Consider the following 15354-nt stretch of genomic DNA (forward strand, 5'->3'; position numbering starts at 1 on the left):
ATGAAGTCGGCGTCTTCTCGGCGGGGGCCCAAGACCCCTGATGGCCTGGATCAGGTATACGGCGTTCATGCCCTGCAAAGCCTGCTAGACAGAGGTGAAGCGCCCCGGGAACTTTGGGTGCAGCAGGGGGCGGGTAGTCGCTTAAAAGAGTTGGTCGCCCAAGCCCAGGCCCACGGCGCCCGAGTGAAGGAGCAGCCACGCGACCTGCTTGATCAGTTAACCCAGGGCGCGGCCCATCAAGGGGTGGTGGCGTTCTGTCCGCCGTTAACCCCTGAAGGTGAAGAGTCGCTCTGGCTTAAGCTGCGCGCCTGGCAGGCGTCTACACCGCCGCTTCTACTTATTCTCGATGGTGTCACTGATGTGCATAACTTCGGCGCCTGCCTGCGCAGTGCTGATGCCGCCGGTGCCCACGGGGTGATTGTGGCAAAGGATAAAGCCGCGCCGCTCAATGCAACGGTGCGCAAGGTCGCTTGTGGTGCTGCCGAAGTAGTGCCGGTTTATCAAGTCACCAATCTGGCGCGTACGCTCGCCAAGCTAAAAGATGCCGGTGTGTGGATAACCGGTACGGCTGGCGAGGCTGAGGCCAGCGTCTTTGATATTGATATGACAGGCCCCACCGCACTGGTGATGGGGGCAGAAGGCAAGGGCATGCGGCGCTTGACCCGCGAAGCGTGCGATAACCTCGCCAAGCTCCCTATGGCAGGGGAGGTTTCTAGCCTTAATGTTTCGGTGGCCACCGGTATTTGTCTGTTTGAGGCTGTCCGTCAGCGCCAGCTTGCAAGTTAACCGCCGTACTACTAAGATACACGCGCCCGTTTGTCTGCAAATGGGCGTTAGCTGTAAGAACTAGTCGTTGAAACAGTAATTGAAATCGTTGTTGAAATAAAAGTTCTGTTTGATGCCCCAATAGCCGTCTAGTGCGGTGGCGGAGCACTTCAGTTAACTCCTTGCTTCCCTGTCGTCGTTTATTGCGTTTAGCAATTGCACACAACGGAAGCTGTCAAACCGCAAGGAGATCCCATGCGTCATTACGAAATCGTATTTATGGTCCACCCGGATCAAAGCGAGCAGGTGCCGGCGATGGTCGAGCGCTACACCAGCATCGTTACCGAAAACAGCGGCACTGTGCACCGTCTAGAAGATTGGGGCCGTCGTCACTTGGCTTACCCGATCAACAAGATCCACAAAGCCCACTACGTGCTGATGAACGTTGAATGTTCCGGCGAGACTCTCGACGAGATCGAGAACATCTTCCGTTACAACGACGCCATCATCCGCAGCTTGGTTGTACGCTGCAAAGAAGCGGTTACTGAAGCTTCACCGATGATGAAACCGGCAGAAGAAAAACGTCCGCGTCGCGAAGAAAAACCGCGCGCTGAAGAAGAAGAAACTGCCTGATTTTATTCACTGCACGTTTTAAGGAGCTAGTCCATGGCACGTTTTTTCCGTCGCCGTAAGTTTTGCCGCTTTACCGCTGAAGGCATCAAGCAGATCGACTACAAAGATCTGGACACGCTGAAGGCCTACGTAACCGAAACCGGCAAGATCGTTCCAAGCCGTATTACCGGCACCAAAGCACGCTATCAGCGTCAGTTGGCGACTGCTATCAAGCGCTCGCGTTATCTGGCGCTGCTGCCCTACTCCGATAGCCACCAGTAAGCGTTTAACGTGATGCTGGCACTAGCCCGGTGGCTAATGCGGGGCACGCCTTACGCTGCAGGCGGGGCGGCTCTGGCAACGCTAGTGCCGTGGTTGTTCTGGTTAGGAGCAGCCATTGCTGCGTTGATGACCCTGCGCAAAGGTTTTGCACCTGCGCTACCGGTGATCATCGCCGCAGCACTACCGGCCGGTTGGTGGTGGGCTCAGGGTGACGTGATTCCGCTTGCTAGCATACTGCTGGTAACGCTGATGGCCGTTATCCTGCGCGAGAGGATGCGTTGGGGAGAAACCTTGATTGTGGGGACCTTGGTCGCCGCTGTTATGGTTCAACTGGGCATCTTCAGTCCGCCAGGCGGCACTGAGCTAATGCTTGAGCAACTGCGTGAAGGTTCAGAAGAAGTGGATCGCATGCTCACGGAATTTGCCAATCAAGGCTACGATACTCAAACCATTGCCTCATTGGTGGTGGGTGGAGTGACTGGGCTTGTGGTGCTGTTGGCAGCCATCGTGTGCTTGGCGCTTGCGCGTAGCTGGCAAGCTGGGTTGTACAACCCAGGTGGCTTTCGCGAAGAGTTCCACGCACTGCGCTTGACCCCTAAGGAGCTGGCCGTACTGGTCGTCATTGGGGTGATAGGCATGCTGTTAGGCGCTCATGCGCTGGCGATGCTTGGTTGGATTCCGCTGTTGGTAGCTGGCGTTGCGTTAGTGCACGGGTTTATTGGAATAAAGGGGATGAACGGGCTGTGGCTGGTAGCATTTTATGTGCTACTGATCACGACCTGGCCCACGATTCTCATTGTGCTGCTGTTGGGGCTGATTGATACATTCGCGAACGTTCGCGCACGCCTTGCCCGCAGCAACTGACAAGAGGTTTACGAGATGGAAGTCATTCTGCTCGACAACATTGGTAAGCTGGGCGGCCTGGGTGACAAGGTCACCGTCAAGCCTGGTTATGGTCGTAACTACTTGGTGCCTTACGGTTTAGCCGTACCGGCAACCAAAGACAACATCGAAGCGTTTGAAGCGCAGCGTGCTGAGCTCGAAGCGCAAGCTGCTGAGCGTAAGGCTGAAGCCGAAGCGCGCGCTGAGCAGTTGAACGACATCGAACTGTCTTTGGTTTCCAAAGCAGGCGATGAAGGCAAGCTGTTTGGTTCGATTGGTCCGCGTGACCTGGCCGACGCAATTTCTTCTGCTGGCATCGATGTTGCCAAGAGCGAAGTTCGTATGCCGACGGGTCCTATTCGCCAAACGGGTGAATACGACATCGCTATTCACTTGCACGCTGAAGTGGATGCCGTTGTACGCGTGGTGGTAGTTGCAGAGTAACTAAGTAAAGACTTAGCCACTCATTGTGCTAGCACGAACGCCTCAAAAGGCGCGGGATACCCCGCGCCTTTTGTTATTTCTGATGCCTGTGTTTTACGGCAGGAGTACTGGATATTGTCATAAACCCGCCTCGGCTATTAAGGTTTGGCGTTTTTCAGACAATGTCTAGATGGGTGGTAATGTCGGTGGTCGAATGCGCCCGCTCCGGCTAACATATCCCTCTTCATCGGTTACGCTGATGTGTTTAAAGGAGCTCGCTATGCAGGATCAGCCTTCTGCTGATAAAGAAACGGCAGCGTTAAAGCTGCCGCCGCATTCGTTGGAGGCGGAGCAGTCGGTACTAGGCGGGCTCATGCTGGACAACCAGGCCTGGGATAACGTCTCAGAGCGCTTGGTCGCTGATGATTTCTACCGCTATGAGCACCGTTTGGTGTTCAACGTGATGATTCACCTGGCTGAAGCCGGCCAGCCACTGGACGTGGTGACGCTTTCCGAGGCGCTGGAAGCACGTGATCATTTGGATACGGTCGGTGGGCTGGCGTTTCTGGCTGAGCTTGCCCGTAACACGCCCTCTGCCAGTAATATTCGCGCCTACGCCGATATCGTACGTGAGCGGGCAACGCTACGTAAGCTGATCCGTGCCGCTAATCAAATTGCCGATAGTGCTTTTACCCCCCAGGGGCGCCCGGCTGATGAGTTGCTCAACGAAGCCGAGCGGCTGGTATTCCAGATTGCCGAGGAGCGTCCCAAAACAGGCGGCCCTATCGGCATGAGTGATCTATTGACCAAAGCCGTTGATCGCATTGACGAGCTGTTTAACCTTAAAGGTGAGATGACCGGGCTTTCCACCGGTTTCCGTGATCTAGATGAAATGACCACCGGCTTGCAGCCTTCGGATATGGTGGTGATTGCAGGCCGCCCCTCAATGGGTAAAACCACTTTCGCCATGAATCTGGTTGAGCATGCAGTTATTTCCAGCGACAAGCCGGTCATGGTGTTCTCCATGGAGATGCCCGCAGAATCGCTAATGCTGAGGATGCTGTCCTCGCTGGGCAGGATCGATCAAACCCGCGTGCGTACCGGTCAACTGGAAGATGAGGATTGGCCGCGTTTAACCTCCGCGGTTAATCTGCTCAAAGATAAGCAGCTGTTTATTGATGACACTGCCGCCTTATCGCCTAACGAGATGCGCTCACGGTTGCGGCGTGTGGTGCGTGAACACGGCAATATCGCGCTGGTCATGATCGATTATCTTCAGTTAATGCAGATTCCCGGCTTCAATGAAAACCGTACCGGTGAGATTTCTGAAATTTCACGCTCCTTGAAGGGCTTGGCAAAAGAGTTTAACTGCCCGGTGGTTGCGCTCTCACAGTTGAACCGCTCATTGGAGCAGCGCCCCAATAAACGTCCGGTTATGTCGGATTTGAGGGAGTCTGGAGCGATTGAGCAGGATGCGGACGTTATTGCCTTCGTTTATCGCGATGAAGTCTATAATCCAGATAACCCCGACAATCAGGGTATTGCCGAGTTAATTATCGGTAAGCAGCGTAATGGGCCTATCGGCACGGTACATATGGCGTTTATCGGCAAATATACCCGCTTTGAGGATTTGGCGCCGGATAGTTACGGCCAAGCCTTCGGCGACTAAGTTTTGATGACCGGTTCTTGATGACAGGTTTCTTTTATTACAGGCGAGTGATGAGTCACTTGAGGATGGGGAGCGAGTTCGTATAATGCCCCACCCACGATATGCAAAAAATGGGAGTAGCACATGGCAGGTGGATTTCGGCGCGGTAATCGGCAGCGTCTTCCTAAACTTGAGGGGCGCGGTGAGCTAGAGGCGCTAGAGCGCGAGGGCCCTTTCAAAGAGTGGTTGGGTATGCCAGACCTTTATCGCTACCATTTGGTCGTGGCAGGCGAGAAGTATAGCTACCAGACCGAAGACGGTGAGCTGCCCGTGACCGTGGGGGATAAGGTGGTGTTCCGTTACAAAGAGACCAAAGGCGGCAACTGGATTGACCGCAATTCGCTGGGTAAAGCCATCGACCCCTCTGAATATCAATGATGTCTTGACCTTCCGGTCAGGAACTCTCTTGCACTATTGGCCTCCTAGCTATTAATGTCTAGTGATTGCTTGTTGTCATTACATTGCAATGACGGGGCAACAGAAGTGTCATGGGGTGCAGTCATGCTGTGCCCTGATGACATATCTGAAGGCATACCGTCTGACATTCCTTATGACATCGCCAAATAATAGGAGGGAACCATGGAACTGAAGGATCTTAAGCAGTTTGTCGCCAGTCACGACAACTTTGAAATTCGCGTGATTACCCATTCGGGTAGCCGCTTTTATCAGGTTGAACTGGAAGACGTTGAAGGCGAGCGGCACATGCTGATGCAGCGTACCAAGCCGATGCTATTTCGCTCGCTGGACGATGCCTATATGGAGCTTAAGCGTGCTGGGATTCACCGTGCTTACTTAGTGCAGCATGTGCCCCACGACGAAGTGATTGGCCGCGATGCGCATTATAGCGAGCCGCTGACATCGCGCATGCCGCTTGTTTTCTAAGGCGCTATTCTCACCCATTAACGTTTAGCCTGACGCTTTTCCCACCACCGCCCAAGCCGAATTCGACGACGGGCAAAAAACCGGTAACCGGCGTTCATTGCGCCGTATAGAGCCGGTAAGCACGAAAGCCTCACCAGCCGCCGATAGCCCAACACTGCATAGAGGGCACGGCTGGCATCCATACCGATAAACCACTCTCCTTGGCTGTCGCGCAGGTGCAACTGGCCCATCATGGCGTTAAATTCTTTTCCATACTCATGGGCGTTAAAGTCCTGAGCCTGAATATCGACCAGCGCGATGTGTTCCCGATGGCGATGCTTTTCCAGCCACGCAACTTCCTGCTGGCAAAAGGGGCAGTGGCCGTCGTGAAATAGCGTGACCGGCGGTAACGCGTTTAACGGTGCGAAGCGGCTCATGGTGACTCCTGGTTGGTATTGTTCATATGGGTATCGATCGTATGCCATCGGTTTTGGTAGTGGCATAGCCGGCGGTGTGACAGGCTTGCCCATAGCCAGGTGACACTTCCAGTTGAGCCAAGAAGCTTTCAGCCTGTTGGCGCATTGCTTCACGCTTGTCATCGGACATTCTGCTGAGCGAGCCGTAAATTAGCTTCATGCGCGGGTTCTGGTTCAATTGCTCGGCATTAGTTTCCAGGAAGTGCCAGTAAAGGCTGTTGAAAGGGCAGGCCTTTGGCCCTGTAACCTGCTTAGGCGAGTAGCGACAGTGCTGGCAATGATCTGACATCTTGTCGATATATTTACCCGATGCACAATAAGGTTTGGAGCCCATTAAGCCGCCATCCGCATGGAGTACCATGCCCAAGGTATTGGGCAGTTCCACCCATTCGCTGGCATCGGCATAAACAGCCAGGTACCAGTCGCATAGCGCCTCGGGTTTGACCCCACACAGCAGGGCAAAATTGCCCGTGACCATTAGTCGTTGAATATGGTGGGCGTAGCTATTATCGATGGTCATCTGTATGGCACGCTGCAGGCAGCGCATATCGGTATTCGCATCCCAGTAAAACGCTGGTAGCTCGCGGTTGAAGCCGAGCTGATTAGCGCTTTTGTAGTTGGGCATCTGTGTCCAGTAGAGCCCGCGTACGTATTCTCGCCAGCCAAGAATTTGGCGGATAAAGCCTTCGGCGGCGTTGATCGGCACATCGCCGTCATAGTAGCGCTGCTCGACGGCTGCACAGACTTCATGGGGCGACAGCAAGCCGAGGTTCATCGCGGCTGAGAGCCGTGAGTGATATAGATAGGGCGCTGAATCGCTAATCGCATCCTGATAGCAGCCAAAGTCAGCCAGCCCATGCTCAGTGAAGTGATTTAAATCTACCAGCGCTTGTCGGCGGGTGACCGGCAGGTTGAAGTTTTCCACACAACCTATGTGATCACCAAAGTGGCGTTCCGCATCGGCCAATGCGTCTTTTGTCAGCGTGTCAAAGCGGTGTTGTGGCAGGTCAGGAAACTCAAGCGCTGCTTTGATAGGTTGGCGATTGTCGTGGTCAAAATTCCACTTGCCGCCAGCGGGTTCATTGCCCTCCATCAAGATCCCGGTACGCTTGCGCTGCTCGCGATAAAAGTATTCTAGGCGCAGCTGCTTGCGGCCTGTGGCCCAGTTGGCGAAATCCTTTGGCGTGGTAAAGAAGCGCTCATCTTCAAGTAGCCGCCATGGAGTCGTTGCGTCTTTGCGCTGCTGCATCGCCTCCCACAGCCGCCATTCACCTGGTCGGGCAACGCGTATCTCATCGCAGCCATACTGTTGGGCGATGCGCTCAGCTTCATCAATGAGGGAGTGACAGTTATCCGCATCGTCCAGAGCGCTGTAGTGAACTTGAAAGCCTTTTTCACGCAGCGCTTGGGCAAAGTGACGCATGGCGGCCAAAAAGAGGCCGATTTTATGTATATGATGCGGCACATAGCGGGCTTCTTCAGCCACTTCGCAAAGGGCAACCACGGCATTGGCGGGGGCGTCTTGCAGCGTTGTTAGTGAAAAAGAGAGCTGGTCACCAAGAACCAAAAGCAAAGGCTTGGACATGAATTGCCTCGGAGTTATACAAATAATGTTGATAGTATAACTTTATGCCGCCAGTTTGCCGAAAAGTGATAGCATTTAATTAGCTTGTACCGAGTGTTAGCGAGATCGTAATTTTCCAGGAGCATGACTAATGACCGAGAATGTCGTCAAGGATCAGCCGGGCGAGGGCCGCTTGGCCCATGCACCTAGCGATCATCCACCGGTGCCACGTGCCAAAGTGGGCGTGGTGCTAGCGAACTTGGGAACCCCGGATGCCACTGACTATTGGTCAATGCGTCGTTACCTGAATGAATTTCTGTCTGATAAGCGCGTGGTCGACTATGCCGGTTGGAAATGGCAGCCGTTGCTACAGCTGATTATTTTGACCAAGCGGCCATTCTCATCGGGTAAAGCGTACCGAAGTATTTGGAACAACGAGAAAAACGAAAGCCCGCTGCTGACAACTACTCGCGCTCAGACTGAAAAAATGACCGCACGGTTAAAAGCGCTTTACGGTGATGACGTCGAAGTCGATTTTTGCATGCGCTACGGCAATCCCTCGACGGAAAGCGTGCTGACGCGATTAAAAGAGAAAGGGTGCGAGCGAATCGTGTTTTTTCCGCTTTACCCTCAGTACGGTTCACCGACCACGGCCACGGCGAATGACCAGGCATTTCGCACCCTGATGAAGATGAAATGGCAACCTTATATACGCACGGTGCCGGCTTATTTTGAACATCCTGCCTACATTCAGGCGTTGGCCAATTCAGTACAAGAAGCCTACGACGGTTTATCAACCCGGCCTACTAAGCTGGTGGCCAGCTACCATGGTGTCCCCGAGCGCTATCTGATGGAGGGGGATCCTTACCACTGTCAGTGCCAGAAAACCACGCGCCTGCTGCGTGAGAAGCTGGGTTTTAGTAAAGAGGAGGTGGATACCGCTTTTCAGTCGCAGTTTGGGCCCGAAAAATGGGTCGGCCCGCAAACTGTCAAGCATGTGGCGGAACTCGCCAAGCAGGGACATAAACACATTGCCATTATGTCGCCTGCCTTCTCTTCCGACTGTGTCGAAACCTTGGAGGAGATCGAGGAGGAGATACACGATAGCTTTATGGAAGCGGGGGGCGAAACGTTCAGCTATATCCCTTGCCTGAATGATCGTGACGACCATATCGAGGCCTTGCTTGCCGTCATCAATAATGAATTAGCCGGATGGCTATCGGCTCCTTAGCGCCACATTTATCGTCAATGCTAGCTCAAACTAGCCGCAGTGCGAATCAAGACGCCTGCGGCTATTTGCGTTTAAGGGTTTGACTGGTCAGCCAAAACTGACTGTTATAAGGTGTACAACTTTAGAATCACTATTATTCAACGCTGGCATGCCAGTGATAAGGCACGATGCCTGGGCTTTAGCCGCTGTTTGATGGTGAGCCTTGCATTATTCAGGAGGTTTCGCTTGATACAATTCGCCGTATTAATGGGTTTCGTGCTGGCGGCGTTGTCGCCAATGTTGAACGGCTGGTTCGGTCAGCGCACTAGCTTGGTGCTGGCTATGTTTCCCGCTGGCCTGGCGGCGTGGTTGGCACTCCAAGCCCCCGCGGTCATTGAGCATGGCAGCCTACTGTTAGAGTGGCAGTGGGTGCCTTCGCTGGGTATTAGCCTTACTTTCCTGCTGGACGGTTTATCGCTGCTGTTTGGGCTGCTGATTACCGTTATGGGGGCCTGTGTGCTGGTGTATGCCGGCGGCTACCTTAAAGGTCACCCTGATCTACCACGCTTTCATATCGCCTTAGTCGCTTTCATGGTCTCGATGCTGGGGCTGGTATTAGCGGATGGGCTGTTGACGCTATTTATTTTCTGGGAATTGACCAGCATTACCTCCTATTTGCTGATTGGTTTTAATCACGCTGACATTAATGCGCGTAAATCAGCACGGCAGGGCTTATTCGTCACCGTGGCGGGCGGTTTGGCATTAATGGCTGGGTTGGTGCTGTTAGGGATTGCCAGCGGTAGCTGGTCGCTGGCGGAGATTCTGGGCCAGGAAGCCGACCTGCGCGAACATGCGCTCTACACACCCATGCTGATCTGTTTGCTGCTGGGCGCTTTCACCAAATCGGCGCAATTTCCGTTTCATTTCTGGTTGCCTAACGCCATGGCGGCGCCGACCCCGGTTTCCGCCTACCTGCACTCTGCCACTATGGTGAAAGCAGGCATCTATTTATTAGCACGTTTACACCCGGAGCTTGGCGGTACGGCGATGTGGGTCGGCATTCTTTCCGTGGTCGGCGCAACCACGATGCTGGTCGGGGCGTTTTTAGCGATTCACCACACTAATATCAAAAAGCTGCTTGCCTACTCAACCATAATGGCGCTGGGCACGCTGACGATGTTATTAGGCATCGGCAGCGAGTACGCGATGACCGCCTTTGTCACCTTCCTGTTAGCGCACTCGCTCTATAAAGGCGCGCTGTTTATGGTCGCCGGTATTCTTGATCACGAAACTGGCACCAAAGACGTCACTCAGATGGGTGGACTACGCCCGCTGATGCCGGTAACCGCCACGGTTGCTTTGGTCGCAGCACTCTCGTTTGCTGGTGTGCCGCCGCTACTTGGTTTTATCGGTAAAGAGTTAATGCTTGAGTCAGTGCTCGGCGCCGATAGCTTCCAAACGCTATTGGTATTGTTCGCCTTCCTGGCTTCAATATTGACTATCGCCGTTGCCTTTATTGTGGCGTTACGCCCTTTTTACGGTAAACGTCACCATACACCGCTTGAGCCTCATGAAGCGCCGTTTAGCATGCTAATAGGACCTGCGTTACTCGCGTTGGGATCGCTTTTACTGGGCCTAATGCCCGCTTTGTTGGGCGCTGATGCGTTATTAACGGCAACCGCCACGGCGATATCCGGGCAAACGATAGAGGTGGCGCTGTCGCTTTGGTATGGCATCAATGTCGCGTTGATAATGTCGATCATTAGCCTTGGCCTCGGCTTTTTGCTGTTTAAGCGTTGGGACAGCGTGCGAGGCAAGCTTGCTGTGCTGGCACCGGTGATGCGTCATGGCCCCGAAGCCGGATATGAAAGCATGATGAATGGCATTGTGCACTTCTCAGAGTGGCAAACACGGCTACTGCAAAACGGCTATATGCGTAACTACATCCTGGTGATGTTAATCACGCTCATAGCGCTGATTGGTAATTCAATTCTGCTGCGCCATTCGCCAGTGTTTGCCTTTGACCTGGATGTGCGTTTCCACGAGGTGGTTGTGGCGGGCACCATGGTGATGGGGGCMCTATTTGCGACCATTTCTCGATCGCGGCTGGGGGCAGTAGTTTCCGTAGGTGTCATGGGTTTCTCCATTGCGTTAATTTTTATTCTGTTCAGTGCGCCAGATCTAGCCATTACCCAACTGTTGGTAGAGACCTTAACGGTTATTTTGCTGGTACTGGTGCTGTTCCGGCTGCCGCGCTTTTCGAATCTTTCCACCAGTCTGGAACGCATACGTGACGGCGTGGTGGCCGCGATGGTAGGTATCTTGATATGCCTGCTGATTATGACTTCGTGGAGCATTCAACAGTTTGAACCCATTTCGACCTATATGATTGAGAACAGTGCACCTTTGGCCTACGGCCGCAATATCGTCAATGTCATTTTGGTCGATTACCGTGCCTTGGATACGCTAGGCGAGATGTTCGTGTTAGCCCTCGCCGCGATCGGTGTTATCGCCATGTTAAAGCTGCGTCATGGAGAAAACAGCGACGCAAAAACCGCCGAGAGCAGCAAAGTGGCTGCGAAGGAGCCTTACGATGGTTAAGTCGGGCACGATTATTCTTAATACTGCTGCGCGCTTTTTAATGCCTCTACAGCTGCTGTTTTCTGTTTTCCTGCTGTTAAGGGGGCACGATGAGCCGGGCGGCGGGTTCATTGCCGGGTTGGTAGCAGCGGGGGCGTTTACGCTCTACCTGTTTGCCTTCGGGGTAAGCGCCACAAAAGAAGTGCTGCGCATGGTCGACCCCCGTGACCTGATTGGCATTGGCTTATTGCTGGGGATGATTTCGGTGGTGCCGGCTTGGTTTATGGGCCAACCCTTTTTGACCGCCCAATGGTGGACCATCCCCATCATCGACTTTAAAGCGTCTACGCCGCTGATTTTCGATATAGGCGTCTATTTTGCCGTGCTGGGTTCGGTCACCGGTATGGTGATGACGCTTATGGAGGTCGACAAGGATGAACCTTGAGTTAACAGGAGGCACAGCATGGAACCATTAATGGCAGTGGCCATTGGCCTGCTCTATGCGACGGCTATTTTTATGATGTTACGCCGCTCTATCGTTAAATTGGTGATTGGCTTAATGCTGCTCTCTAATGCTGCCAATTTACTGATTTTTACCACGGCGGGCATGACCCGTGGGGCACCACCGCTTATCCCTGAAGGTATGATGCAGCCCCCCAGCGGCGTGGCCGACCCCTTGCCCCAGGCAGTCGTGTTGACAGCGATCGTGATTGCTTTTGGGGTGCTTGCCTTTGCTGTGGTGTTGATTCGACGCGCCTACGAAGTGGTTAAGGCCGATGATCTCGATAAGATGAAGGATACTGATACGTGAGGCCTGAAGTTGCCCTTCCCGTCCTCTTGCCCTTGCTATCAGGGGCAATCTCTCTGCTGTTTTGGCGTTCGCGCCCCATGCAGCGCTTTATGGCCGTAGCAGGCAATGTTGCGCTGCTGATGGTTAGCCTTTGGTTGTTTGTAGTGACGTTGTCGGATGGCTACGTCACTATGCAGATGGGGAGCTGGCCAGCCCCCTTTGGTATTACCTTGATTGCTGACCTGTTGAGCGCGGTGATGGTATTGATGACCGCGATTATTGGCTTGGCAATGGGTATTTACTCGCTGGCCACGACTGGTAGAGGCCATGAGAAATTTGGCTACTATCCATTAATGCATTTGTTGCTCGCCGGCGTGATGGGCGCCTTTTTGACCGGTGATATTTTTAACCTCTACGTATGGTTTGAGGTAATGCTGGTAGCCTCTTTTGCGTTGTTAATCCTGGGTGGCGAACGGGCGCAGATGGAAGGGGCGATTAAATACGTCACCCTTAACCTGTTGGCATCGGTCATCTTCCTGACCGCGGTAGGGCTGCTTTATGGCATGGTAGGCACCCTCAACATGGCAGACATCGCGCTGCGCATGGACGAGGCGGAGCATACTGGCATGGTCGAAGTACTAGCGGTCATGTTTATGGTGGCCTTTGGGATCAAAGCAGCCGCCTTTCCMCTGTTTTTCTGGTTGCCAGCCTCTTACCACACCCCTCCGGTAGCTGTTTCTGCCCTGTTTGCCGGGCTGCTCACCAAAGTGGGTGTTTACGCCATGTTCCGTGTTTTCACCCTGATGTTTGATCAAACCATGGGTTATCTCCAGGACATCATGCTCTGGGGCGCTGCTTTTACCATGGTCACGGGCGTGCTCGGCGCTGCAGCCCAGCACGAATTCCGGCGTATTCTGTCGTTTCATATTGTCAGCCAGATTGGCTACATGATTCTAGGCTTGGCGTTGTACACCCCTCTGGCAATCGCCGGGGGGGTGTTTGCCATCGTGCATAATATGGTAGTCAAGACCAACCTCTTCTTGATCAGTGGCATCACCCATCGTTTGCAAGCTACCTACCAGCTTAAAAAAATGGGCGGGTTGTACCGAGAGCGCCCTTGGCTGTCGGTGGCGTTCTTTCTGTCTGCCTTCTCGCTGGCGGGGATACCGCCGCTATCAGGGTTTTTTGCCAAGTTTGTGATTGTGCGTGCCGGTTTAGAGCTTGAAGCCTATTGGGTTACCGGCATCGCGCTGGCCGTAGGACTAATGACGCTCTACTCCATGGTGAAAATTTGGAATGAGGTGTTTTGGAAGTCTCTTCCAGAAGACAATCACGTTCCTGAAACAACCACACCTACTGGCGATGACGGGCGGTTGCTAAAGCCCAGCCTGTGGATGATGTATTTGCCGGTAATGGTGTTGGCGTTATTTTCACTGCTCATCGGTGTGCTTGCCGAGCCCATTATGTGGGTGATGATGGGCATTGGTGATCAACTGTTTGAMCCCTCGGGGTATATAGAAGCCGTGCTAGGAGCATCAGCGAGCGTCGAAAATGTGCTGCTGGAACCTTCCACCACAGCAGAAAAGCAACCTGAGGCTGACGCCGGGGAGGCAGTGCAATGACTGGGGCCATTTGGAACCTGCTGCTAGGCCTTGCGTGGGTGCTTTTAAGCGGTGACTTCAGCGGCTTAAACCTCCTTGTCGGGCTAATATTTGGTTACATTACGCTGATACTCATTGAGCCTCAGCTCGACTCCCTGAAGGGCTACCCGGCGCGAGTCCCGCGTTTTATTGGTTTTATCGGTTTTTTTCTTAAAGAATTGGTGCAAGCCAACTTGCGCGTCGCTTTCGATATTGTCACTCCCCCTTGGCATATGAAACCTGGGGTCATTGCGATGCCGCTTTCTGCCCGCACCGAAATGGAAATTACCCTGGTGGCTAATCTCATTTCACTGACACCCGGCACTTTAAGCCTGGATGTGTCGGATGATCGCAAGGTACTGTATATCCATGCGATGTTTTTAGATAACGAGGAGGAGCTGCGGCGCAACTTAAAAGAGATGGAGCACCGGGCTTTGGAGCTGTTTCGCTAATGGATACTGTCATTTTAATAAGCCAAGTCATTATGAGCCTGGCATTAATTCTTACTTTTGTGCGTGTGGTGCGTGGCCCAAGCTTGCCCGATCGCGTCGTGGCGTTAGAACTGTTTTCAACTACCGTGGTGGGCTTAGTTGGGGTTTATGCCATCAAGTCGAACGTGGCTAGTTTTCTGGATGCGGCCATTGTGATTGCCTTGATGGGGTTCTTAGCGGCCATTGCGTTTGCACGCTTTCTGGAAAGGGGAGGCCCGCGAGATGATTGATTTTATAAAAGGCACATTGATCATCGCTGGCGCGCTGTTTATGTTGCTTGCCTCCGTCGGGCTGCTGCGGCTACCTGATTTGTTAACCCGTATGCATGCCACCACCAAAGCCGCGGCGCTCGGCGTCATTTTAATTATGTTGGCAGCCGCCATGCACTTTGCTGAAGTGGGTATCGTGGCACGTTCGTTTGCCATCATTGTGTTTATTTTGATGACCGCACCGGTAGCCGCTCACGTGATTGGCCGCGCCGGGTACTTTGTCGGCTCAAAGCTGTGGAGCGGTACTGTAAAGGATGAGTTACGCCCTAACTACGACCCTTTAACCCACGAGCTTAAAAGTGGCCTGGAAACCCAGGAAAATGCCAAGCGACAACCCCGCGAGACTGACCCTGACTAGGCTTGACTAGAGCAGGTCACATCGTTAGCCATTGAATAACGCAAAAAAGCCACCCGAAGGTGGCTTTTTTGCGTCTGGGATAGTGAGTGTTCAAGCAACCCTAATTATTTCGACAGAAGCAAAGTCTGTACAATAAAATAATGTACAATAGTTGTACTGTATAAGATAATGCGTTCATGTTTATTAACATGCTACGCAAAAGTGTGATGAGACGAGAGCATGCGACGCAAACAACATCTGCCGCAAAAAACTTGCGCTCATTGCCAGCGACCGTTCACTTGGCGAAGAAAGTGGGCGCGCTGTTGGGACGAGGTGCGCTACTGCAGCGAAAGGTGCCGCCGTAGTGCTAAGGCCTGCTGACGTTTCATCGCGATAGTGAGTGAAACGTCAGCAGGCCCTAAGCAGCTAATGCGCTTGGCACCCAGTTCTGGGTAGTCATGTAC

19 protein-coding genes are annotated in these 15354 nt (G+C 53.3%); 17 read left to right on the forward strand and 2 right to left on the reverse strand.

Features of this window, described 5'->3' with window-relative positions; genetic code table 11:
* The 8 genes from rlmB to HALO_RS08490 all read left to right on the forward strand — a co-directional run bounded on the left by rlmB (position 1) and on the right by HALO_RS08490 (position 5554).
* On the forward strand, positions 1 to 786 hold the full coding sequence (gene rlmB, locus HALO_RS08455) for a 23S rRNA (guanosine(2251)-2'-O)-methyltransferase RlmB (RefSeq protein WP_035584133.1): 786 nt from the start codon (positions 1 to 3) through the stop codon (positions 784 to 786).
* Positions 787 to 1020: 234 nt separating this feature from the next.
* A complete protein-coding gene (gene rpsF / locus HALO_RS08460) occupies positions 1021 to 1398 on the forward strand; it encodes a 30S ribosomal protein S6 (RefSeq protein WP_007113338.1) in 378 nt (125 codons plus the stop codon).
* Positions 1399 to 1431: 33 nt separating this feature from the next.
* Positions 1432 to 1659: a 30S ribosomal protein S18 gene (rpsR, locus tag HALO_RS08465; protein ID WP_007113337.1), complete on the forward strand. Its 228-nt coding sequence runs from the start codon at positions 1432 to 1434 to the stop codon at positions 1657 to 1659.
* A 12-nt stretch (positions 1660 to 1671) separates the two neighbouring features.
* Positions 1672 to 2523 carry a hypothetical protein gene (locus HALO_RS08470; RefSeq protein WP_035584130.1) on the forward strand — a complete coding sequence of 284 codons (852 nt, stop codon included), beginning with the start codon at positions 1672 to 1674 and terminating at the stop codon, positions 2521 to 2523.
* 15 nt (positions 2524 to 2538) lie between these two features.
* Complete coding sequence (gene rplI, locus HALO_RS08475) at positions 2539 to 2985, forward strand: 50S ribosomal protein L9 (protein WP_035584127.1); 447 nt, start codon at positions 2539 to 2541, stop codon at positions 2983 to 2985.
* A 259-nt stretch (positions 2986 to 3244) separates the two neighbouring features.
* Entirely contained in the window at positions 3245 to 4633 is a 1389-nt protein-coding gene (dnaB, locus tag HALO_RS08480) for a replicative DNA helicase (RefSeq protein ID WP_035584124.1), read from the forward strand.
* Positions 4634 to 4756: 123 nt separating this feature from the next.
* On the forward strand, positions 4757 to 5050 hold the full coding sequence (locus HALO_RS08485; RefSeq protein WP_035584122.1) for a hypothetical protein: 294 nt from the start codon (positions 4757 to 4759) through the stop codon (positions 5048 to 5050).
* Positions 5051 to 5251: 201 nt separating this feature from the next.
* On the forward strand, positions 5252 to 5554 hold the full coding sequence (locus tag HALO_RS08490) for a DUF6482 family protein (protein ID WP_035584120.1): 303 nt from the start codon (positions 5252 to 5254) through the stop codon (positions 5552 to 5554).
* Positions 5555 to 5571: 17 nt separating this feature from the next.
* Here the strand turns inward: HALO_RS08490 and HALO_RS08495 are convergent, their stop codons facing one another.
* Positions 5572 to 5970, reverse strand: a complete 399-nt coding sequence (locus HALO_RS08495) for a thiol-disulfide oxidoreductase DCC family protein (RefSeq protein ID WP_035584119.1) — start codon at positions 5968 to 5970, stop codon at positions 5572 to 5574.
* 22 nt (positions 5971 to 5992) lie between these two features.
* A complete protein-coding gene (locus HALO_RS08500; protein WP_035584117.1) occupies positions 5993 to 7594 on the reverse strand; it encodes a cryptochrome/photolyase family protein in 1602 nt (533 codons plus the stop codon).
* Positions 7595 to 7724: 130 nt separating this feature from the next.
* Between HALO_RS08500 and hemH the strand changes: the two genes are divergently transcribed.
* The 9 genes from hemH (at position 7725) to HALO_RS08545 (ending at position 15271) form a co-directional block, all read left to right on the forward strand.
* A complete protein-coding gene (gene hemH, locus HALO_RS08505) occupies positions 7725 to 8804 on the forward strand; it encodes a ferrochelatase (protein ID WP_035584114.1) in 1080 nt (359 codons plus the stop codon).
* A 228-nt stretch (positions 8805 to 9032) separates the two neighbouring features.
* The gene (locus HALO_RS08510; protein WP_035585644.1) at positions 9033 to 11384 is read left to right on the forward strand and encodes a putative monovalent cation/H+ antiporter subunit A; all 2352 of its coding nucleotides are present in this window, start codon (positions 9033 to 9035) and stop codon (positions 11382 to 11384) included.
* Positions 11377 to 11808 carry a Na+/H+ antiporter subunit B gene (locus HALO_RS08515; protein WP_035563150.1) on the forward strand — a complete coding sequence of 144 codons (432 nt, stop codon included), beginning with the start codon at positions 11377 to 11379 and terminating at the stop codon, positions 11806 to 11808. Before HALO_RS08510 ends, HALO_RS08515 begins: the two co-directional genes overlap by 8 nt.
* 18 nt (positions 11809 to 11826) lie before the next feature.
* Positions 11827 to 12174, forward strand: a complete 348-nt coding sequence (locus HALO_RS08520) for a Na+/H+ antiporter subunit C (RefSeq protein WP_007113325.1) — start codon at positions 11827 to 11829, stop codon at positions 12172 to 12174.
* Positions 12171 to 13775, forward strand: a complete 1605-nt coding sequence (locus tag HALO_RS08525; protein WP_050713308.1) for a Na+/H+ antiporter subunit D — start codon at positions 12171 to 12173, stop codon at positions 13773 to 13775. Before HALO_RS08520 ends, HALO_RS08525 begins: the two co-directional genes overlap by 4 nt.
* Positions 13772 to 14245 (forward strand): Na+/H+ antiporter subunit E, encoded by a 474-nt coding sequence (locus tag HALO_RS08530; RefSeq protein ID WP_022522734.1) that lies wholly within the window; start codon positions 13772 to 13774, stop codon positions 14243 to 14245. Before HALO_RS08525 ends, HALO_RS08530 begins: the two co-directional genes overlap by 4 nt.
* Entirely contained in the window at positions 14245 to 14514 is a 270-nt protein-coding gene (locus HALO_RS08535; protein WP_035584108.1) for a monovalent cation/H+ antiporter complex subunit F, read from the forward strand. Before HALO_RS08530 ends, HALO_RS08535 begins: the two co-directional genes overlap by 1 nt.
* Positions 14507 to 14911, forward strand: coding sequence for a monovalent cation/H(+) antiporter subunit G (mnhG, locus tag HALO_RS08540; protein ID WP_035584105.1), 405 nt, complete (start codon positions 14507 to 14509; stop codon positions 14909 to 14911). Before HALO_RS08535 ends, mnhG begins: the two co-directional genes overlap by 8 nt.
* A 219-nt stretch (positions 14912 to 15130) precedes the next feature.
* Positions 15131 to 15271 carry a DUF2256 domain-containing protein gene (locus tag HALO_RS08545; RefSeq protein ID WP_081899156.1) on the forward strand — a complete coding sequence of 47 codons (141 nt, stop codon included), beginning with the start codon at positions 15131 to 15133 and terminating at the stop codon, positions 15269 to 15271.
* Positions 15272 to 15354: the final 83 nt, after the last annotated feature.

This window comes from Halomonas sp. R57-5 (genome assembly GCF_900070345.1).
Taxonomy (GTDB): Bacteria; Pseudomonadota; Gammaproteobacteria; order Pseudomonadales; family Halomonadaceae; genus Vreelandella; species Vreelandella ventosae_B.